At 69.8% G+C, this 19,430-nt stretch carries 18 protein-coding genes; 5 read left to right on the top strand and 13 right to left on the bottom strand.

The annotated features are described in order from the left end of the window. Positions 1-9: 9 nt before the first annotated feature. The 7 genes from AB0I42_RS29800 to AB0I42_RS29770 are packed head-to-tail and all read right to left on the bottom strand — an operon-like array spanning position 10 to position 10,498. Positions 10-1,182, bottom strand: coding sequence for an acyl-CoA dehydrogenase family protein (locus tag AB0I42_RS29800; RefSeq protein WP_357542423.1), 1,173 nt, complete (start codon positions 1,180-1,182; stop codon positions 10-12). A 3-nt stretch (positions 1,183-1,185) separates the two neighbouring features. Further along, positions 1,186-2,703 carry a fatty acid--CoA ligase family protein gene (locus AB0I42_RS29795; protein ID WP_357542421.1) on the bottom strand — a complete coding sequence of 506 codons (1,518 nt, stop codon included), beginning with the start codon at positions 2,701-2,703 and terminating at the stop codon, positions 1,186-1,188. A 5-nt stretch (positions 2,704-2,708) separates the two neighbouring features. Next, complete coding sequence (locus AB0I42_RS29790) at positions 2,709-4,784, bottom strand: acetate--CoA ligase family protein (RefSeq protein ID WP_357542419.1); 2,076 nt, start codon at positions 4,782-4,784, stop codon at positions 2,709-2,711. Positions 4,785-4,831: 47 nt separating this feature from the next. Continuing rightward, positions 4,832-6,463: an ABC transporter substrate-binding protein gene (locus tag AB0I42_RS29785; RefSeq protein WP_357542417.1), complete on the bottom strand. Its 1,632-nt coding sequence runs from the start codon at positions 6,461-6,463 to the stop codon at positions 4,832-4,834. 17 nt (positions 6,464-6,480) lie between these two features. Next, entirely contained in the window at positions 6,481-7,536 is a 1,056-nt protein-coding gene (locus AB0I42_RS29780) for an oligopeptide/dipeptide ABC transporter ATP-binding protein (RefSeq protein ID WP_357542415.1), read from the bottom strand. Further along, positions 7,533-9,560, bottom strand: coding sequence for a dipeptide/oligopeptide/nickel ABC transporter permease/ATP-binding protein (locus AB0I42_RS29775; protein WP_357542413.1), 2,028 nt, complete (start codon positions 9,558-9,560; stop codon positions 7,533-7,535). Before AB0I42_RS29775 ends, AB0I42_RS29780 begins: the two co-directional genes overlap by 4 nt. Beyond that, a complete protein-coding gene (locus tag AB0I42_RS29770) occupies positions 9,557-10,498 on the bottom strand; it encodes an ABC transporter permease (protein WP_357542411.1) in 942 nt (313 codons plus the stop codon). Before AB0I42_RS29770 ends, AB0I42_RS29775 begins: the two co-directional genes overlap by 4 nt. A 602-nt stretch (positions 10,499-11,100) precedes the next feature. Here AB0I42_RS29770 and AB0I42_RS29765 point away from each other — a divergent pair. After that, positions 11,101-11,487, top strand: coding sequence for a VOC family protein (locus AB0I42_RS29765; protein WP_357542409.1), 387 nt, complete (start codon positions 11,101-11,103; stop codon positions 11,485-11,487). Positions 11,488-11,543: 56 nt separating this feature from the next. Here AB0I42_RS29765 and AB0I42_RS29760 read toward each other — a convergent pair whose 3' ends face one another. Then, positions 11,544-12,461, bottom strand: coding sequence for a DMT family transporter (locus tag AB0I42_RS29760; protein WP_357542407.1), 918 nt, complete (start codon positions 12,459-12,461; stop codon positions 11,544-11,546). 71 nt (positions 12,462-12,532) lie between these two features. Between AB0I42_RS29760 and AB0I42_RS29755 the strand changes: the two genes are divergently transcribed. Further along, positions 12,533-13,462 carry a LysR family transcriptional regulator gene (locus AB0I42_RS29755; protein ID WP_357542405.1) on the top strand — a complete coding sequence of 310 codons (930 nt, stop codon included), beginning with the start codon at positions 12,533-12,535 and terminating at the stop codon, positions 13,460-13,462. On the opposite strand, the gene AB0I42_RS29750 is transcribed toward AB0I42_RS29755, so the two are convergent. Genes AB0I42_RS29750 through AB0I42_RS29730 form a run of 5 tightly spaced genes read right to left on the bottom strand, consistent with a single transcriptional unit; the run spans position 13,449 to position 17,208 of the window. After that, positions 13,449-13,994 (bottom strand): GNAT family N-acetyltransferase, encoded by a 546-nt coding sequence (locus AB0I42_RS29750; RefSeq protein ID WP_357542403.1) that lies wholly within the window; start codon positions 13,992-13,994, stop codon positions 13,449-13,451. The genes AB0I42_RS29755 and AB0I42_RS29750 overlap by 14 nt on opposite strands. A gap of 23 nt (positions 13,995-14,017) precedes the next feature. Continuing rightward, the gene (locus tag AB0I42_RS29745) at positions 14,018-14,656 is read right to left on the bottom strand and encodes a flavin reductase family protein (protein ID WP_357542401.1); all 639 of its coding nucleotides are present in this window, start codon (positions 14,654-14,656) and stop codon (positions 14,018-14,020) included. Positions 14,657-14,716: 60 nt separating this feature from the next. After that, positions 14,717-15,463, bottom strand: a complete 747-nt coding sequence (locus AB0I42_RS29740; RefSeq protein ID WP_357542399.1) for an ABC transporter permease — start codon at positions 15,461-15,463, stop codon at positions 14,717-14,719. A gap of 6 nt (positions 15,464-15,469) precedes the next feature. Continuing rightward, entirely contained in the window at positions 15,470-16,222 is a 753-nt protein-coding gene (locus tag AB0I42_RS29735) for an ABC transporter permease (RefSeq protein WP_357542397.1), read from the bottom strand. Further along, positions 16,219-17,208 (bottom strand): ABC transporter ATP-binding protein, encoded by a 990-nt coding sequence (locus tag AB0I42_RS29730; RefSeq protein ID WP_357542395.1) that lies wholly within the window; start codon positions 17,206-17,208, stop codon positions 16,219-16,221. The genes AB0I42_RS29735 and AB0I42_RS29730 overlap by 4 nt, the downstream gene beginning before the upstream one ends. A gap of 48 nt (positions 17,209-17,256) precedes the next feature. Here AB0I42_RS29730 and AB0I42_RS29725 point away from each other — a divergent pair, with 48 nt between their 5' ends. The 3 genes from AB0I42_RS29725 to AB0I42_RS29715 are packed head-to-tail and all read left to right on the top strand — an operon-like array spanning position 17,257 to position 19,406. Next, positions 17,257-18,462: a histidine kinase gene (locus tag AB0I42_RS29725; RefSeq protein ID WP_357542393.1), complete on the top strand. Its 1,206-nt coding sequence runs from the start codon at positions 17,257-17,259 to the stop codon at positions 18,460-18,462. Next, positions 18,459-19,133, top strand: coding sequence for a response regulator transcription factor (locus AB0I42_RS29720; protein WP_357542391.1), 675 nt, complete (start codon positions 18,459-18,461; stop codon positions 19,131-19,133). Before AB0I42_RS29725 ends, AB0I42_RS29720 begins: the two co-directional genes overlap by 4 nt. A 27-nt stretch (positions 19,134-19,160) precedes the next feature. Next, the gene (locus AB0I42_RS29715; protein WP_357542505.1) at positions 19,161-19,406 is read left to right on the top strand and encodes a TylF/MycF/NovP-related O-methyltransferase; all 246 of its coding nucleotides are present in this window, start codon (positions 19,161-19,163) and stop codon (positions 19,404-19,406) included. The last annotated feature ends 24 nt before the right edge of the window (positions 19,407-19,430 follow it).

Raw genomic sequence — 19,430 nt, 5'->3', positions numbered from 1 at the left:
TTCTCCGGCTCAGCCGCGCGGCAGTCCGAGTACCCGTTGGGCGATCACGTTGCGTTGTACCTCGGAGGTGCCCGTCCCGATCGTGTGGGCGAACGAGTAGAGGTAGGAGGGGACGAACTCGGCGGCGGCCGCCGAGCCGTCGACCGTGAGCCCTTCCCGGTCGAGCAGGTCCGCGCCCAGGCGTTTGACCCGCTGGCTGAGTTCGGCGTAGAACGGCCGCACCATCGAGCCCTTCGGTCCGGTCTTCCCGGTGCGGACGACCTCGGAGACGAAGGCGAGGGCGAGGGCGTAGAGCGCGACCCCCTCGGCCTCGATGTCGGCGATCGCCGCCGCCACCTCGTCGTTGGCGAGCATGGCCCGGCCCCGCCGGTCGACCCGGGTCGCCGCGAGTTCCCTGACCCGGTCGATGAGCTTCAGCAGCCGGATCACCATGCCGAGCGTCATCGTGCCGCGCTCGAAGCCGAGGGTCGTCATCGCGACCTTCCAGCCGTCACCGATCCGGCCGACCACGTTGGCGAGCGGGATGCGTACGTCGTCGTAGAAGACCTCCGCGAACGGTGTGTCACCGTCCATCGTGGTGATCGGGCGCACCTCGATCCCGGGGGTGTCGAGGGCGACGATGAGGAACGACAGGCCGTGGTGCCGGGCCGCCTCCGGATCGGTCCGGACGAGAAGTTCCTGCCAGTTGCTGACCGACGCCTTCGTCGTCCAGATCTTCGAGCCGTTGACGACCAGGTCGTCCCCGTCGCGTACGGCGCGCATGCGCAGGCTGGCCAGGTCGGAGCCGGCACCGGGTTCGGAGAAGCCCTGTGCCCAGATCTCCTCGCCGCGCAGGATCGGTCCGAGATGGTCGTGTTTCTGCTCGTCGCTGCCCTCGACGATGAGGGTGGGGCCGGCGTGCCCCAGCGCGATGTTGAACACCCCGGGCTCCGGGGCGTCGAACTGGGCGCACTGCTCGTACCAGAGGATCTGCTCGGTGAGGCTCAGTCCGGCGCCGCCGAACTCGGCCGGCCAGGAGACCCCGGCCCAGCCGCCGTCGTACTGGCGGCGCTGCCACGCGCGGTCGAAGTCGACCATGCCTTGTCCCGATGGCGGGCGGTCGTGGGTCGGTACGTTGTCCGACAGCCAGTCCGCCGCGCGCTCCCGGAACTCCCGTTCCCGGGCGTTGAGCTGCAGTCGCATGGTTCAGCGCTCCTGTGCCGCGAGTGGCTCGAGCAGTTCGCGCAGCAGCGGTCCACTGGCCTTCAGCGCGGCGGTGCGGGGCAGCGCGTCGACCACGTGGATCCGCACCGGCACCTGGTAGGGAGTCAGGCGCTCACGCGCGAACCGCTTCAGCGCCTCTTCGTCGACGTCCTCCCCCGGCGCGACCTCGACCGCGGCCACGGGGACCTGACCGAGCCGCGGGTCGTCGAGGCCGATGACGCCGGCGTCGCGTACGGCGGGGTGAAGCTTGAGGGTCTCCGCGACGGTCCCGGCCGAGACCTTGAATCCGCCGCGGATGATGACGTCGTCGGCACGGCCGACGATCCAGAGAAAGCCGTCCTCGTCGAGTCGGGCCCGGTCGGTGGTCCGTACCCACTGCGACCCGCGCCTGCCCAGTTGCGGTGCCCTGACCTCGAGCAGACCGACCTCGCTGGCGGCGAGCGGCTCCCGTGTCACTTCGTCGGTGACCCGCAACTCGACGCCCGGGTGGGCGCGGCCGACCGAGCCGCGCTTGGTGGCGGCGAACCGGCGGTGGTCGTCGAGCGTCCAGCCGGCGATCCCGCCCGCGAACTCGGTCGCGCCGTAGACGACCAGGACGGGGATGCCGTACCGGTCCTCCCAGGCGAGCTGGTCCTCGACGCTGATCGGTGCGGTGCCCACGAGAACGCTGCGGGCGAAGGACAGCCGCTCCGGTTCGACACCGGCGGCCATCACCATCCGTAGCGCCGTCGGTGGGAGCGTGATGGCCTTCGGTCGGTGTTCGGTGACCAGCTCGAGCCATTCGTCGACCGCGAATCGCTCCAGCAGGGCTATCTTGCGTCCGGCCTGAACGTTCAGCAGCAGTGTGAAGATCCCGCTGACGTGCACCAGCGGTGCCATCACGATCGCGACGCTGTCGCGCAGCCGCACCGCCGCCGAACCGCTCTCGTAGTGCGAGGCGCCGGCGTAGCCGGCGTCGAATCCCGCGTACGTGAGGGGGACGCGTTTCGGTGGCCCGGTCGTGCCGCTGGTGAGCATGAGGATGGCGGTGCCCGGCATGGCGAGGTCGGCCGCGTCGTCGCGGCGCAGCGGCTCCAGCACCTCGACCCGGGTGTCGTCGACGGCGATCACCAGGCAGCCCGCGGCGGCGGCGGCTTCCCGTACCCCGGGTCTGGCCCAGTCGTCGGGGTGGGCGAGCAGGACCGTCGCGGGCAGTTGGCCCAGTTCGGCGGCGAGCTTCGCGTCCGGCTGCAGGCTGGAGACGGTGACCAGGGTCTGCTCGTGTGTCAGCAGGGACAGGATCGCCGCGACGGTACCCGGACGGTTGCGCATGAGCATGCCGACCGGGGCCCGCGGTGGCAGGCCGAAGTCGGCGAGGATGCCCTGCAGCGTGTCGCCGAGTTCCCGCAGCCGTCCCCAGGTGACCCACCGCCCCCTGAACTCGAGGGCGTCGGCGGCGGGGTCGATCCGCATCACCTGGGCGATCCGGTCGGATACCGAGTAGCCGCTTCCGGTCGTCACCGCGTTCACCCTTCTCCTCCGTCGAGCACCACGAGGCCGTCGACGGCGACGACCCGGTCCGCTGTCGCGATCAGTGGGTTCACGTCGGCCTCCGCGACCGTCGGCTCGGCCAGGGCGAGCCGCTGGACGCCCATGAGGACGTCCACGAGCGATTCCCGCGCCGCCGCGGTGAGCCCCCGGTGGTGGCTGACGAGTCGTCCGCCCCAGAGGCGGTCGACCATGGCCTGTGCCCGGGACCGGTTGAACGGGACGACCGAGACCTGGGACTCGGCGATGATCTCGGCGGCGACACCGCCGGCGGCGAGCGTCACGACCGCTCCGTGCACGGGGTCCCGCGTCAGGCCGAGCATGAGTTCGATCCCGGGCGGCACCTGTTCGGCCACGAGGATCCGGTAGGGCGCGTCGGGGGTGGGACGGTGCTGTCGCGCCACCCGGCCGAGGCGGGCGAAGGCGGCCGCCGCCGCCTCCCTCCCCCGCACACCGATGATCACGCCGCCGACGTCGGACTTGTGTGGAAGCCAGGCCGCGTCGATCTTGAATACGGCGGGTCCCGGAAGCTCCTCCACGGCACGCACCGCCGCGTCTTCCTCGTCGACGACCGTCTCGGTCGGCACCGGTACGCCGTAGCGCACGAGCAGCGCCTTCGACTCGGACTCCGACAGCGTTCCGGTCGTGGCGGTGACCGTTGCCCCGCCTGCGGCCGGGGCGTCGGTGACGTCGAGGAAGGCGCCGGCCTCCTGCGCCTGGACCAGCTTGCCCGCGACGCCGATCAGGCTGGCGGCGTCGGCGAAGCAGGTCAGGCCGCGTTCCGCCATCCTGGCCAGGACGTCCGGCTGGTGGGCCAGGGCCAGGAACGGCTTGTCGGTGCCCTGCGCGGCGCGCAGGAGGATTTCGCGGTGGGTCTCCGGCAGCGTGCGTGCCACGGTGCCGTACGCGACGATGTCGAACTCGTCGCTGGAGCCGATCTCCTCGAGTACGGCCGCGACCGGGCGCAGGTCGTTGACGAGGTTGCCGGTGATGTCGATCGGGTTGCCCGCGGACCCGAAGGACGGCAGGACTTCCGCGAGCCGGGCCCGCAGTTGCGCGCTCGGCTGTGGCAGCGCGAGCCTGGCCTGCTCGGTCGCATCGGCCATCAGCGCGCCGTTGCCGCCGCTGCTGCTGATGACGACGACCCGGTTGCCGCGCGGCCGGCGACCGGCGGCGAAGCCCCGGGTCACGTCGACGAGTTCCCGGATCGTGTCGACCATGACGATGCCGTTCTGCTCGCACGCCGCCGCGAAGCTCGCGTACGAGCCGGCCAGGGCGGCGGTGTGGCTGATCGCCGCCTGCCTGCCCCGTTCGGTGCGCCCCAGCTTCAGCAACACGACCTGCTTGCCCGCCCGGGCCGCCTGTCGGCCGGCCTTCATGACCGTCTCGGCGTTGTTCACCCCTTCGACGACCATGGCGATGACGTCGGGGACGTCTTCGTCGCTGGCGAGCAGTTCCATGGCCAGTTCGCCGGTGGAGACGTCGAGTTCGTTGCCGGTGGCAGCCCAGAAGCCCACGCCGGCGCCGTCGGCGCGCAGCAGGCTGGCCGTACCGATGCCCATCGACCCGCTCTGGGCCAGGACGGCGATGTTTCCGTCCCGGACGTCGAAGGGCACCCGGGTGAAGGTCGCCGTCAACCCGCGCCGGAAGTTGGCGAAGCCGAGGCAGTTCGGGCCGAGCAGGCGTAGCCCGGTCTCGGCGACGAGGCGGTCGAGTTCGGCCTGGAGTGCCTCGCCGGCTCCGCCGACCTCGGCGAAGCCCGACGAGTAGACCACCGCGCCCTGCGCGCCCGACTGCGTGCTCTCTCGCAGGATGGACGGGATCAGCTTGCTGCTCGCCGCGGCCAGCACCAGGTCGACCGGTTGTCCGACCGCGCCGATCGTGGGGAAGGCGGGCAGGCCGCGTACGGTGTCGTAGTTCGGGTTGATCGGATAGATCGGTCCGTCGAAGCTGGTGGTGAGCTGGCCCATGATCCGCCCGCCGACAGAGTCCGCTTTCTGCGAGGCACCGACCACGGCGATGGACCGGGGATTCAGGAACGCGGTGAGTGTCAAGGTTCGTCCGTTCTCTTTCTTGCCCTCGGGTCGTGACGCTGGTGCGGCTACTGCGTCAGCCACAGGTAGTGCGGGCGCAGCGCCCAGTCCTCCGGGGCGAGGACCGGTTGCTGGGTCGCCACCACCTGCTCCTTGGCGGCGGCGATGCGCGACCGGAGGCTCAGCGGGAAGATGACACCCCGGTTGATCACCTCGGCCTGCAGTTCCTTGAGGATCGGGGCGCGTTCTGCCGTCGGCAGGGCGAGGGAGTCGACGTACCGCTTCTCCAGGTCCTCCAGGTCGGTCAGCTTGAAGGGGTTGAGCGGTCCGTTGTTGGAGACGGTGCGGGTCCACCACTGGTCGATGTCGACGGCGGTCGGGATGAGGTACGACGCCGGGTATTCGCCCTTGCGTTGCGCGGCCGTGTACTCCGACGGGGGAAGGTCGACGATGTTCATCGTGATGCCGCCGGCCGCCAGCATCTGCTGCACGGCGACGACGGCCGGCGCGATCGAGGTCGTGCTCGGGAACTGGAAGCTGAACCCGTCGGGGTAGCCGGCCTCGGTGAGCAACCCCTTGGCCCGTTCGATGTCGAGGGCGCGCTGGTTGAGGGACTCGTCGTACCAGGGGGTGGCCGGGGACGAGAAGCCGCCGGCGGGGTATCCGCTGCGACCCAGGACCGCGACGTTGAAGCCGTCACGGTCGATCAGCAGCCCGATCGCCTCGCGTACCCGCTGGTCGCCGAACGCCGGCACCACGGTGCCCGCGCGGTCCAGGATGACGACGGTCGTCGCGATGGACAGGTCGGAGAAGACCCGCGAGCCCTGGGTTTCCACCAGCGTCTTGTTCGCGTCGGGGACGTACGTGATCATGTCGATCTGGCCGCTGGTGTACGCGTTCAGCCGGGCGGCCGGATCGGTGTAGATGTTGATCTCGACTCTGGAGACCTTGACCGCGTCCCGGTTCCAGTAGCCCGGGTTCGCCGTGTACACCTGCTTGGAGCCCTCGGCGAACTCGTCACCCCTCCAGAGCCAGCCGCCCGACCCGGCCGGTTCACGGGACAGGTCCTTGCCCTGCGCGATGGCGGCGGGGCTGACCATCATCCCGGCCGGGGTGGCCATGTTGTAGTAGAAGTCCGGGTACGGGCGCTCGAACTCGACCAGCGCCACGAACTCGCTCTCGACGGTCACCGAATCGATCGAGGCGTACATGTTGGCGTTGGGGCTGGTGGTGGTGGCCGCCGCCCGTTCCAGGTTGACCTTGACCGCCTCGGCGTCGAACGGGGTGCCGTCGTGGAAGACCACGTCCTCGCGCAGGGTGAGTCGCGAACTGGTCGGGGTCGGCTCCTCCCACTTCGACACCAGCCACGGCAGCGGCTCGTACCTGTCGTTGATCTGGAAGAGCGGATCGTAGGCCGCGTGCAGGTTCTGCCCCTGGATGACGGTGAGCGCGACGGGGTCGAACGATCCGTTGGAGATCCAGGAGCCGATGCGCAGGGTGCCGGTCGGCTCGGTCGGCGCCCCGTCGGTCTTGACCATCGCGGCGAGCGCCTCGCCGCTCGTGTGCTCGAGCACGGCGGCGTCGGTGTCGGTCGACGAGTTGTTGCTACCGCTGCAGGCGGCCAGGACGAGGGCCAGGCCTACGGCGACCGCCGCGGTCCCGACGCGTCCACCGGCGACTCGTGCCCGTACTCCTGTCATTGACTCTGCTGTCCGCTTCATGTGGCGTCCTTTGTCGGAGCGGTGGGGATTTCGGTTGTCTTCAGCACGCGGTCGGCGGCGAAACAGGCGATCTCGCCGCCGGCCGGAACCGGTGTCGGCGTGGGGAAGCCGGTGGCGCACTCGGCGGTACGCAGCGGGCATCGGGTGATGAACGGACACCCGGCCGGCGTCGGGTCGACGCCGATCTCGGGCAGCGGGAGGTCGAACCGCCGCGCCCGGTGGGCGGGACGCATCGATCGCGGGACCGGGTTCGGGGCGGCGTCGAACAGCAGCCGGGTGTAGGGGTGCCGCGGTGAGCCGCAGACACGGTCGGCCGGGCCGCTCTCCATGATGCGACCGCGGTACATCACCGCGACCTCGTGGCTGGCATGCCGGACCACGGCCAGGTCGTGAGCGATGAAGAGGTAGGAGATGCCGCGGTCGCGCTGGATGTCGTCCAGCAGGTTGATGATCTGACTCTGCACCGAGACGTCGAGGGCGCTGACCGGTTCGTCGAGCACGACCAGTTGCGGGTCCACGGCCAGCGCCTTGGCGATGGCGACCCGTTGCCGCTGGCCGCCGGACAACTCGTACGGATAGCGGGTGAGATGGGCGGAGCTGAGGCCGACCATCTCCAGCAGTTCACGCACCCGCGCCCGGCGTTGTCCGGCATCGAGGTCGAAGTGGATCCGCAGCGGCTCGGCGAGGATCTGCCGCACCTCCATCAGAGGGTCCAGTGATCCCAGGGGATCCTGGAACACCGCCTGCACCGCCCTGCGGTACCCGGCCGGCGGCGCGCCCCGGAAGTGGTCGACCCGGAAACCGGCCGCGGTGATCGACCCCTGCTTCGGCGTGTTCAACCGCAGCACGGCGCGGCCGATCGTCGTCTTGCCCGATCCTGACTCGCCGACCAGCCCGAGGGTGCGGCCCCGTTCGAGGCGAAGGCTGGCGCCGGAGACCGCGCGGACCACCGACCGGCTGGACCACGCGCGCCGGCGTCCACCCCGGAACTCGATCCACAGGTCGTCGACCTCGAGCACGTTCTCCGGCGGCGCCTGCCCTTTCGTCGTCATGCCTGTCCCTTCCGCGCGGAGGCCGGCACCAGCGGAACCGTCGCGGCCTGCGGCTGATGACCGCCGATGCCGGTCAGGCTCAACTCGTCGGCGCGAACGCACCGGACGTCCCGGCTGGCCCCGGCGGCGCGGGTCAACGGGATCGGGGAACTGCGGCAGACGTCGGCGGCGAAGTCGCACCGGTCGGCGAAGTGACAGCCCGTGGGCCAGTCGACCGGCTGCGGAACCGTCCCGCGGATGGAGGGCAGCGCGCCGGACGTCGCGGTGTTGCGCGGAATCGAGTCGAGCAGGCCCTGGGTGTACGGATGCCGCGGCCGGGCGAAGACCTCGGCGACCGGCCCCGACTCGACCAGTTGGCCCGCGTACATCGTCGCCACGGTGTCCCCCACCTCGGCGACCACGCCGAGATCGTGCGTGATCAACAAGATCGACAGTCCCCGCTCGTCGCGTAGCCCGACCAGCAGCTCGAGGATCTGCTTCTGCACGGTGACGTCGAGGGCGGTGGTGGGCTCGTCGGCGACGAGCACGTCCGGATCGCAGCAGAGCGCCATGGCGATCATGACCCGCTGTGCCATGCCGCCGGAGAACTGGAACGGATAGTCGTCGAGGCGTTGTTCGGGGTGCGGAATGCCGACCCGGTCGAAGAGTTCGACGGTCAGCGCTCTCGCCTCGCCACGTGAGACGTCACGATGTTCCATGATCGCTTCACACATCTGGTTGCCGACGGTGAAGGTCGGGTTCAGGCTGGCGAGCGGATCCTGGAACACGACCCCGATCCGGTTGCCCCGGATCGCCCGCATCGCCTTGAAGTCCAGGCCGCTGATCTCCTCGTCGGCAAGCCGGATGCTGGACGCGGTGACGACGCCGGGGTGCGAGACCAGGCCGAGCATCGACATCGCCGTGACGCTCTTCCCGCTTCCTGACTCGCCGACGAGACAGAGCAGCTCACCACGCCGCAGTCGAAGATCCACGTTCTGTACGACCTCGACGCGGTCGCCGCCCGCCTGTGGGAACGAGACGCTGAGGTTGCGGACCTCCAGCGCGAGCGGCCGCCGGGGTTTGTCGGTGACCGCCTCGGGCGCGGCGGTCACCGGAGCGGCCTTGCGGACCACGTTGAGCCCGAGCCGCCCGACCGTGATCTCGCGGCTGAACAGATCACGCAGTCCTTCCCCGATCTGGTTGATCCCGAGGACCGTCACGAATATCGCCACCCCGGGTGGCACGGCGAGGAAGAAGTTCTGGCGGATCGTCGACTGCGCCTCCGAGAGCATCGATCCCCAACTGGCCGTCGGCTGGGTGACACCCAGACCGAGGTAGGACAGGGTCGCCTCGGCGACGATCGCGGTCGCGAACATCAGCGTCGCCTGCACGATGATCGGTGGGGCGATGTTGGTGAGGATGTGCCGGAACAGGATGCGTGGGCCGCCGGCACCGGAGACCTTCAGCCCGTCGACGTAAAGTTCCTCCTTCGCGGAGAGGACCTCGCCGCGTACGAGTCGCAGGACGGACATCGCGTAGACGATGCCGACGACCGCCATCGCGTTGCGGAGCCCCGGTCCCACCGCCGCGATCACCGCGATGGCGAGCACGAGGAAGGGAACCGACATCACGCCGTCCACGAGCCGCATGAGGATCCGGTCGAGCCATCCGCCGACGTATCCGATCACCAGTCCGGCCGGGACACCGATGCCGAGGGCGATGGCGACGGCTTCTACGGCGGCCAGCAGCGCGACCTGCCCGCCGTAGAGGACGCGGGTGAGTGCGTCGCGTCCGTACCGGTCGGCACCGAGCCAGTGCTCCGCCGACGGCGGGGCGTGGCTGTCCGCCAGGATGCCGGCGTCCGGGTCGAAGGGAGACAGCAGCGGGGCGAGGACCGCGCTCAGCGCGATGAGCCCGACTATCGCGGCCCACACGAGCAGGGAGCGTTGCCGCAGCAGCCGGCCGAGGAACCGGCTGGATCGCACGCTCCCCTTGGTGACGTCGACCGCTGGCAGGCGCGGGCCGTCGGGGGCTGTGTCACTCATGTTGTCCGCACCTTCGGGTTCAGCCAGACATAAGACACGTCGACCAAGAGGTTGACCAGGACGACGACAACGACCGCGAAGAGCACGACGGCTTGGATGATGTTCGGGTCGTAGCGCAATACCGCGTCGATCGTGAGCGAGCCGAGCCCTGGCAGGGCGAAGAGCCGCTCGACGACGATCGCGCCGCCCAGCAGGTGGGCGACCTGGAACGATATCGACGTCACCACGGGTGAGGCCGCGTTACGTCCGGCGTGTTTGAACACCACGCGCCGACGGGAGTGCCCCTTGCTGAGCGCGGTGCGGGTGTAGTCCCGCTGCAGTGCGGTGATCATGCTCGAACGCGCCTGCCGCGACAGCGCCGCCGCGACACCGATACCGAGCGCGAGCGACGGCAGGGCCAGGGAGTGCAGCCAGCCTCCGACGCTGTCGGTCAGGGGGACGTAGCCGGTGGCCGGGAACCAGCCGAGTTGCAGGGCCAGGAAGTAGATGATGAGCATTCCGACGAAGAAGCTCGGCGCCGCCTGTCCGACCGTGGAGAGGAGGATGATGCCGCGGTCGAGTCGGGTGCCCGCGACCACCGAGGCGAGCAGGCCCATCCCGACGCCGAGCACGACGCCGATGACGAGTCCGCCCGCGGTCAGTGACAGCGTGACCGGCAGCGCGGCGAGGAAGAGGTCGGTCACCGAGGCCCCGGTGTAGAGGGAGGTTCCCAGGTCTCCCCGCAGCAGGCCGGCAAGCCAGGTCCAGTACTGCTCGAGGGCCGGCCGGTCGAGTCCGAGTTGCTGCCGCAGGGCGTCGATCTGTTCCTGTGTCGCGTTGCCGCCGAGGATGATTTCCGCCGGGTCGACGTTGGAGGCCAGCGACAGGAAGAAGGTCCCGCTCACGACGAGAAGCACGAGCGGGATCATCGTGAGCAACCTGATCACTACGTTGCGCATCGAACTCCTTGCTGTGCCCGTGCCGTGACAAGCGTGTTACGACACCATGTCTGAACTCAGCCATCGTGCATTGTACCGTCCAGTCAGTCAAGAACGAGGGGAAGATCACCTCGCCCCGCGCGGCAGGGGTCCGGCGACGACGGACGCCTGGCGCGAACCCGACACGCCTCCCCCCAGAGGTGACCACAGGTTCGTTCGCCAGGACAGGGCACACCCGCGAGGGCACACGAATCGCCCGTCGCCCCAGGTGTGGCGACAACGCATGGGACGACCGGGCCGCGCACCATCCTCCGCACAGCAACGTACCGATCGGTCCATTCTGAGTGGGCGAGGTCGACCCCGCCGACGCGCCCGGACCGTTCGAGCCGTCGCGGCACGACGGCGATGGCCGGACTGGTCCGGCCCGGGCGGGGAATGCCGGCGGTCGCGGGCCAGACCCGGATCGTGGCCAGGACGACGGCTGTGCAATGATCATGGCTGGTCAGCCATGATCGGCGAAGGGAGGTGCGGTCGATGTCCAGTCAGTCCATGCCCGCGCCTCGCCACCCACGCTGACACCTGCCCATCCGGCGAGGCGCTCCATCCATACGTGGAGGATCACCATGACCTCGCTCATCCGGCACGTCGACTTCGACTGTGCCGATCCGTACACCCTCGCCGGGTTCTGGGCCGCCGTGCTCGACTACCGGCTCGGCGACGACGACCACCCCGGCGATCCCGAGGTGCTGCTCTCCCCGACGGGCGGCGGCACCGGTCCGGTGCTGCTCTTCCTGCGGGTACCCGAGCCGAAGCAGGTCAAGAACCGGCTGCACGTCGACCTGCAACCGACCGACCGCACCCGGGACGAGGAGGTCGAACGCCTGATCGGCCTCGGCGCCACGCAGGTCGCCGACCAGCGGCGGCCGGACGGCAGCGGCTGGGTGGTGCTGGCCGACCCGGAGGGCAACGAGTTCTGCGTCGAGCGCAGCGCCGCCGAGCGGACCGGCTGACGTACGCCGTCCCGGCCCGGGTCACCCCGGGCCGGGACGCGCCCGAAGACGACTGGTCAGCCACTCGTCGCGGCCGGTGCCGGTGCGGGCGTCGACGGCGGCCGCTGATGCCGGCGGATCAGACCGACCCCGCCGAGCACGACCACCATCCCCGCGACGATCCACGGGTTGAGGCCCTCGCCGAGCACGACGACGCCCAGTGCCACCGAGACCACCGGCAGCAGATAGCCGACCGCGGCGGCGTTGGTGGCGCCCTCGGCGGCGATGATCCGGTAGGTGAGGTAAAACGTGGCTCCGGTGGCGACGACACCGAGGATCACGACGACGATCAGCGTCTGCGTGCCGACCCGGACGACCGGTGCCAGGCCGCCGGCCGGCAGGAGCAGCGCGGTCAGGGCGGTCGCCGCGACGAGCTGCGCCGCCGCGAGCGAGATGGTGGGGACGCCCTTGCCGACCAGGTGGCGACCCATGTAGGCGAAGCCGACGGCATAGCTCGCCGCGGCGGCGACGATGGCGAGAGCGCCGCCGCCCACCGGTCCGGTCGACCGCCACGGAGCGAAGATCAGCACGACCCCGGCGAAGCCGAGCAGGAGTCCGAGAAGGCGTACCGGCCGCAGGCCGCGTTCGGTGCCGGCGACGACGCCGATGAGCGCCGCCCACAGCGGGGTGGTCGCGTTGAGGACGCCGGCCACCCCGGAGTCGACGGTCTGCTGGCCGAGGCTGAATAGGGCGAACGGCAGGGCGTTGCAGAAGAAGGCGGCCACGACGATGTGTCCCCAGGTCGCCCCCCACGGGGGCAGCCGCCGCCCGGAGGCGAAACACGCGACCAGCAGCGCGGCCGATCCGAGGGCACACCGGCTGAGGGTGACCTGGACCGGGGTCATCGCCTCGAGGGCCCGGTCGATCCAGAGGAAGGTCGATCCCCACAGCAGGGCGAGCCCGCCCACCTGGGTCCACGTACGTAGCCTGCTCACGGTGCCCACCGTGCCGGATCCGACCCGAAAGAAAAAGCAAAAGATTCTGCACGACGATTAAGCTCTGCTACATGCTTGACGTACGACGAATGCAGGTGTTGCGGGCGGTGGTCACCAGTGGGTCGGTCACCGCCGCGGCGGCCCACCTCGGCTACACACCCTCCGCCGTCAGTCAGCAGGTGGCGGCGCTGGAGAGGGAGGCGGGGATCGCGCTGCTCGAGCGGGTCGGCCGGGGCGTACGGCCGACGGCCGCGGGTCGGCTGCTCACCGGGCACGCGGCCGTCATCGGCCGGTACGTGGCCGAGGCGGAAACCGCGTTGGCCGACCTACGGGCGGGGCGTACCGGCCGGCTGACGATCCACTACTTCGCCTCGGTCGGGCCGACCCTGCTGGCACCCGCTCTCGCCCACCTCCGGCGCGAGCACCCGGGGGTGACGATCGACCCGAGACTGATCGGTTCGGGCGATCCGCTGCCGGACGTGGAACGCGGGGACGCCGACCTGGCCATCGTGGTCCACCGCACCGGTGACGCCCCTCCCCCGGGCATCCGCGTGGTGCACCTGCGCGACGACACGTACCGGGCCGTGGTGCCCAGCGGACACCGGCTCGCCGCCCGACGGGTGATCGACCTGGTCGACCTCGCTGGCGAGCCGTGGGTCGGCAGCGAACCGTCCGGCCCCTGCCTGGAACCGATCATGGACGGCTGCGCCGCGGCCGGCTTCACCCCGGACTTCGTGGCACAGTCGGAGGACTACGCCACGGCGCAGGGGTTCGTCGCCGCCGGCCTCGGCGTCAGCCTCATTCCCCGGCTCGGACTGGGCACCCGCCATCCGGGCGTCGCCGTTCGCCCGGTACGCCACCCGGAGCCGGTCAGGGCGATCTGCGTCGCGGTACGGGAGGTCGCACTGGCGCAGCCCGTACCGCGTGCCCTGATCGAGGCTCTGACGGATGCCGCGGCGGAGGCGGACCAGCCTGTGTCGAAGTCGGTTACAGCGGGGTGACCGAGGACCACGTGCCGAGCCACTGCTCGGCGCCGTACTCCTCGAACCGTTCCACCTCGGCGAACCCCAGCTTCGCCGCGAGGCGCATCGAGCGGTCGTTGGCGCTCTGGGTGCAGAGCACCACCGGCTCGTCGGGCAGCGCGCCGGCGAACCAGTCGAGTGCCGCCGCGCACGCCTCGGCGGCGTATCCGCGACCCCACACCCCCGGCAGGAACAGGTAGCCGAGCCCGGCCTTCCCGGCCCCCGGAACGACGTGGCCCGGGCGCTCCGCGGCGCGCCGATCGAACGTGATCATGCCGATCATCGCTCCGTCGAGATCGACCACGAACTGGCCGGGGCGTCGCCTGGGCACCTCGGGCACCGCCCGCTCGAGTTCGGCACGCGGTCGGGCGCCACCGATGTAGGTGCCCACCTGCGGCGAGGCGAACAGTTCAATGACCGCCGGACGGTCCCGGGCCTCGGACTCGCGGAGCACGAGCCGCTCGGTCCTGATCGGGGCGGGTGGCCAGGCGACCGGTCCGAGTTCGGTCATGACGGGCAACCTATCGCAGGCGGCTACGCCATGGTCGGTCGTAGCTGGTGAGGCATTTGCCAGCCTTCGGCCAGCCGGGACGGATACACGTTGTCCCCGCCGCCGAAGAACTCGCAGAACTTCATGATCAGTGGATCCCACCGCACCGGGTCGACGTAGTGTGTCCCGGGCACGAGCAGGTCCGGCGCGACATGTGCCCGGACCACCCGCACCTGGAACGCGGTGGCGTGTGGTTCCGGTCCCCCGAACTGGTGAGCGGCGTCCACCTCGCACTCCAGTTGGATCGGGCACTGCGCCACCCGCGGTGCCGCGACCAACTCCGCGGCCTGTTCGGTCAGCCCGGCGGCAGCGAACTTGTCGGGCTCGTACCGGTATCCGATCGCCGCCTTGTGGGCGGGCACGACCGGTGCCGCGGTGGTCAGCGCGAGCCGGTCCACGGCGTCGACCATCGACGCCGACGGCAGGTTGAGCACGCACTGACGCTCACGCAGCAGATTCGCCGTCGTCTGCCCACTGTTGCCCAGGCCCAGCATGCAACTGTGGCCCAGCCACCAGGCCGACGACATGGGGGCGAGGTTGGCGGTGCCGTCGGGATTGCGCGAGCCGATGAGCACCACCGGGGTTCCGAAGTACAGAACTTTCAGATCAACGGTGACATGCATGGCGACGATCCTGCCCAGTCGTCACCCCGGTTGCTCGCGGCAATCGGACGTCGTGCTGCCCTATCGGAGCTTGAACACGCGAATCGCGCCGAGGGCCGACACCACGACCACGCCGGCAAGGACGAGTGCGGTGCAAAGGAGCGGGAGCGCATCGCCGGCGGTGAGGCCGCCGGAGCCCGCGAGGGCTGTGGAGCCCAGGTTCAGGGCACGGGTGTTGATGGCCTGGGGCAGAACGTAGCTCAGCGGCCGGAGGGCGACCGAAGTGACGGTGGCGACGCCGACGACGCAGCCGAGAAGGCAGATCGCGACGGGCGCGGCGAAGGATTTCAGGAGCATCGACAGCAGCGACTGGATCGCGATGAGCGGAAGCGCGGCGACGACCGAGATGGCGCCGACGAGAGCGAACTGCCACGGGATCGCCCCGTCCAGGCGGAGCACGAGCGCGCCAGAGACGAGGGTGCCTACGACGAGCACGAGTTGCATGAAGGCGACGGGTACGGCGATGACGGCGATCTTTGCCAGCACCAGCCTCACCGGGCGTCTGGTGGTGGTGAGCAGGAGGTTCCAGTTGGTGCCGCGGTGCTCCATGCGCCAGGCGGTCGCGGCGAGCAGGCCGATGCCGATGGAGAAGAACAACAGCCCGTAGAACAGGGTGACCTGAGAGGTGAAGGACGCCCAGCCCGCGTCGAGCGTGTCGGGGTTGCTGGCGAGGTTGATGGTGCCGGTGGTCACGGCCAGCAGGGGCAGGATGAGTGCGATGAGCCAGGTGGTCGAGCGCTTGAGCTTGACGAGTTCTGCACGGAACACGGGGGGTTACCTCTCGATCCGGTCGAGACGACGGGTGACCACGGCGAAGACCACGCCGACGAGGATGAGGAAGCCCGCGATCCAGGCGTATGGCGGAGTGATGTAGTCGACGTTGCCGCCCTGCTGTCCGGCGTGGGAGATCATGGCGTAGTAGCCCCACGGGATGATGCGGGAAATGACACCGGGCATGAGGAGGGTGAACACTGCCAGGAACGCGCCGAGCATGCCGACGCCGACGCTGACGAGTTGGTTCTCCACGATCGAGGCCAGCCAGATGTGCAGCGCCAGGAACGCGATGTCCAGGAGGAACAGCAGCGCCGTGTAGCCGATCCACGGCCCCGGATCGAGCGGCACCCGGATGCCGGCGAGCATGCCCGCGCCGATGACAAGCAGCGTCTGCCCGATGACGCCAGGAAGCAGCACGAGGCTCAGCGCGGCGAGCTTGGCCCGACAGAGCGTGCCGGGCGTATAGCCGGCGGTCGACGCGAGGGTCCAGCCGACACCGGAATGCTCGATGTCGGTCTGACGGCTGGCGAGCACAGCGGTGAGGATGGGCGACGTCATCGCGGCCATCAACGTGTAGGTCAACAGAAGCGCTGCCCACGGTGCCGCGCTCGGGTCGTCGAAGGTGTCGCGCGTACAGCCGGAGAACAGCGAGGCACTGGACAGGGCCGCGACAGCGACCACGAGGATCGCGGTGACCAACCCGGTGCGCAGGCGGCGCATCTTGCGGAATTCGAGTGTGACGGCACGTCTCACAACATGCCTCCGCGCCCCGTGAGGTCCATGAACACGTCCTCCAGGCTCTGCTGCACCCGGCGCACCTCGTGGATGGGAACGCCGGCGACGGCGAGCCGGTGGACGACCTGCGCGGTCTGATCCTTGTCGATGCCGCTGATCCTGATGCCCTGGCGGATCGGGGTCGCGGTGATGCCCTGGACGAGCGCCTTCTGCGGGTCAGGGGTCTCGATGATCAGATCAGGGATGGAATGCGCGAACAGCTCATCGCGGGTGCCCTGGAAAATCATCCTCCCGTTCGCGAGGATGCCCAGGACACTGGCCATCTTGTCGATCTCATCGAGCATGTGGCTGGAGACCATGACCGTGATTCCGCGTTCGGCAAGCTGGACCAGCAAGGTGCGGATCTCCTCGATGCCGGCCGGGTCGAGCCCGTTTGTCGGCTCGTCCAGCACCAGCAGGGCGGGATCGCGGGCCAGCGCCATCGCGATGCCGAGGCGCTGCTTCATGCCGAGCGAGTAGTTGCGCACGAGCTTGTTCTGGTGCTCGGTGAGCCGCACGGTCGCGAGCGCCCGGTCGACCTGCGCGGCGGACAGGTCGAGCATGTCCTGCACGATGCGCATGTTCTCCCGCCCGGTCAGGTGCCCGTAGCCGGGTGGAGCCTCGATCATCGACCCGATCGACGGCAGCAGTTCGGTTCGGGAGGCCCGGGTGAGGGGCTGTCCGAGCACCTTGATGTCGCCGCTGGTGGGCTGGGTGAGGCCGAGCAGCATCTTCATGGTGGTCGACTTGCCCGAGCCGTTCGGGCCGAGGAACCCGTACACGACCCCCTGGGGGACATGCAGGTTGAGGGAGTCCACGGCGGTGTGACTCTTGAAGGTCTTGGTCAGTCCGTGGGTGGTGATGACCGCGCTCATCGGCACCTCGCCTCGATCGTGTTCATGCTTTCCACGATTCCCGCTGCGACGGCGGCGCAGATCGTGCCGTGGCATGGAGCGGCCGTTCATACCACGGCATGATTTCTTCGACACTCCGGCGAAATAGCATGAGAAGGGATGGAACCCTTCGCGCTCGCCCCTGCCGCCGAACGGCTCCAGACCGTGTTCCGTACCCGGCCCTGGCTTCTCGATACGGCCGTCGCCGTGCTCGTCGTCGTGGTCGGCGCGATCAGCCGACCCACCCTTTCCTTCATAACGTGGTCGCAAACGGTCTACACCCTCATCGTGGTGGGATGCGCCGCCGCCCTCGTCTTCCGGCGGCTCTTCCCGCGCCCCGGGCTCACGGTCATCGCGATCCTGCTGCTCGGGCACCTGGTCGCCGCCATCGAGCCGGGCTTGTGCGTCGCCCTGATCTGCCTGATCGCCGCCTATACGACGCAGACCCAGCTCACCCCGCCCTGGCGCTGGGTCTTTCTCGCCGCCATCTACGGTGGAACTGTCGCGGCGATCATGACGTCACCGATCCCCGCTGTCGACGTACGCGGACGGCTCATCGTCACGGGTGTCGTCCTCACGCTGCTGACCCTGGCAGCCCTCACCGGAGTGATACGTCGTCAGCGACGCACGCGCTACACGCTCGCCGTCGAGCGCGCGAACATGCTCGAAGCACAGCAGGACGCCGATCGGCGCCTCGCCGCCGTCGAGGAGCGCACCCGCATCGCCCGCGAGATGCACGACATCCTCGGTCACTCCCTCAACGCGATCGCGGCGCAGGCCGAAGGGGTGCGCTATGTCCTGCGTTCCGACGCCGACCGCGCCGATCAGGCGCTGGCCGACATCGGGTGGCTGAGCCGACGCGCCGTGGACGACGTGCGCGACCTCATCGACGTCCTCACCACCGACGCCGCGCAAACGTCCGTGCTCCCGACTCCGTCGCTCGGTGACATGCCCGAACTCATCGCCTCCCTGCGATACACCAAGGCGGCCATCAGGCTTCAGTTCGACGGTGACGTCGACGCCGTACCCGGCCATGTCGGCCTGGCCGCGTACCGGATCGTCCAGGAGAGTCTGACGAATGCGCTCAAGCACGCCGACGGCGTCCCGATCACGGTGCGCGTCACCGTCCAGGATCGGCACGTGGAGGTCGCTGTGCTGAACCCTCGCGCACCCGCTGTCCCACTCCCCGGCACCGCAGCGGGCGGGCGCGGGATCATCGGGATGCGAGAGCGCGCGCGTGCCCTTGGCGGGGCCGTGGAGGCCGGCCCCGATCCGGCGACCGGCGGATGGCGCGTGCGGGCGACGCTGCCGCGGAGCCGCGCATGATCACCGTCGCGCTCGCGGACGACGAACCGCTCTTCACCGCCGGCCTCACGATGGTCCTGGACGCCCAGCCCGACATCAGCGTCATCTGGCAGGCGATCGACGGCGCCGACGCGATCCGGCAGCACGATGGCGCACAGCCCGACATCCTCCTCCTGGACATCCAGATGCCCACGCTCGACGGTCTCGCCGCGACCCGGCGGCTCATCGCCGCGGGCACCGCCAGCAGGATCATCATTCTCACGACCTTCGAGAGCGACGAGTACGTACTCACCGCGGTCGAGGCCGGCGCCGCCGGGTTCCTGGTGAAGAACATCCCACCCGATCAGCTCATCGCCGCGATCCGCACCGTGCACAGCGGTGATGCCGTCATCTCGCCCGGCCCCACCCGCAGGCTCTTCGCCACGTTCCGGCGCCGTCCCACCGAAAGCCGGACCCCGCTCCGTGGCAGCGATACGCAAGCCGTCGCGGAACTCACCCCGCGCGAGCGCGAGATCCTCTCCCTGATCGCCGAAGGTCGTACGAATCAGGAGATCTGCACCGAGCTGTGGCTGTCCATGCCCACGGTCAAAACCCACATCGGGAACCTCATCGCCAAGACCGGCTCACGCGACCGCGTGCAGCTCGTTCTCTTCGCCCTCAGGACCGGCATCGCGGCACTGAAAGCCCGTTGAACGTCCCGGTCGCCGCCTGGGTGGTGTCTGGAGCAGCCTGACAGTTCGCGGCGCCTGGCCGTCATCCGGCTCGACGGCGACCTGCACCGCTCGACGACCGACGCTCTTGTGCACCTGTACCCGAGGTTGTCGCCGGGAGGCTTCGTGATCGTCGACGACTACGGCATACCCGCCTGCGCCGCCGCCGTGCACGAGTTCCGGGACCGGCACCGGATCACCGACCCCATCCGGTTCATCGACCCGTACTCGATCTACTGGCGCCGGACCGGGTAGCGCGGGACCGGAGACCCGGCCGGG

The organism is Polymorphospora sp. NPDC050346 (assembly GCF_040655695.1).
GTDB classification, from domain to species: domain Bacteria; phylum Actinomycetota; class Actinomycetes; order Mycobacteriales; family Micromonosporaceae; genus Polymorphospora; species Polymorphospora lycopeni.
This window is presented reverse-complemented; position numbering and strand designations above follow the sequence as displayed.

Bases quoted from the DNA above. Each gene is read 5' to 3' on its own strand.
- AB0I42_RS29755 (WP_357542405.1), top strand. From the start codon at position 12,533: ATGCTTGACGTACGACGAATGCAGGTGTTGCGGGCGGTGGTCACCAGT.
- AB0I42_RS29775 (WP_357542413.1), bottom strand. From the start codon at position 9,560: ATGAGTGACACAGCCCCCGACGGCCCGCGCCTGCCAGCGGTCGACGTC.
- AB0I42_RS29750 (WP_357542403.1), bottom strand. From the start codon at position 13,994: ATGACCGAACTCGGACCGGTCGCCTGGCCACCCGCCCCGATCAGGACC.
- AB0I42_RS29720 (WP_357542391.1), top strand. From the start codon at position 18,459: ATGATCACCGTCGCGCTCGCGGACGACGAACCGCTCTTCACCGCCGGC.
- AB0I42_RS29770 (WP_357542411.1), bottom strand. From the start codon at position 10,498: ATGCGCAACGTAGTGATCAGGTTGCTCACGATGATCCCGCTCGTGCTT.
- AB0I42_RS29785 (WP_357542417.1), bottom strand. From the start codon at position 6,463: ATGACAGGAGTACGGGCACGAGTCGCCGGTGGACGCGTCGGGACCGCG.
- AB0I42_RS29745 (WP_357542401.1), bottom strand. From the start codon at position 14,656: ATGCATGTCACCGTTGATCTGAAAGTTCTGTACTTCGGAACCCCGGTG.
- AB0I42_RS29765 (WP_357542409.1), top strand. From the start codon at position 11,101: ATGACCTCGCTCATCCGGCACGTCGACTTCGACTGTGCCGATCCGTAC.
- AB0I42_RS29730 (WP_357542395.1), bottom strand. From the start codon at position 17,208: ATGAACGGCCGCTCCATGCCACGGCACGATCTGCGCCGCCGTCGCAGC.
- AB0I42_RS29780 (WP_357542415.1), bottom strand. From the start codon at position 7,536: ATGACGACGAAAGGGCAGGCGCCGCCGGAGAACGTGCTCGAGGTCGAC.
- AB0I42_RS29800 (WP_357542423.1), bottom strand. From the start codon at position 1,182: ATGCGACTGCAGCTCAACGCCCGGGAACGGGAGTTCCGGGAGCGCGCG.
- AB0I42_RS29725 (WP_357542393.1), top strand. From the start codon at position 17,257: ATGGAACCCTTCGCGCTCGCCCCTGCCGCCGAACGGCTCCAGACCGTG.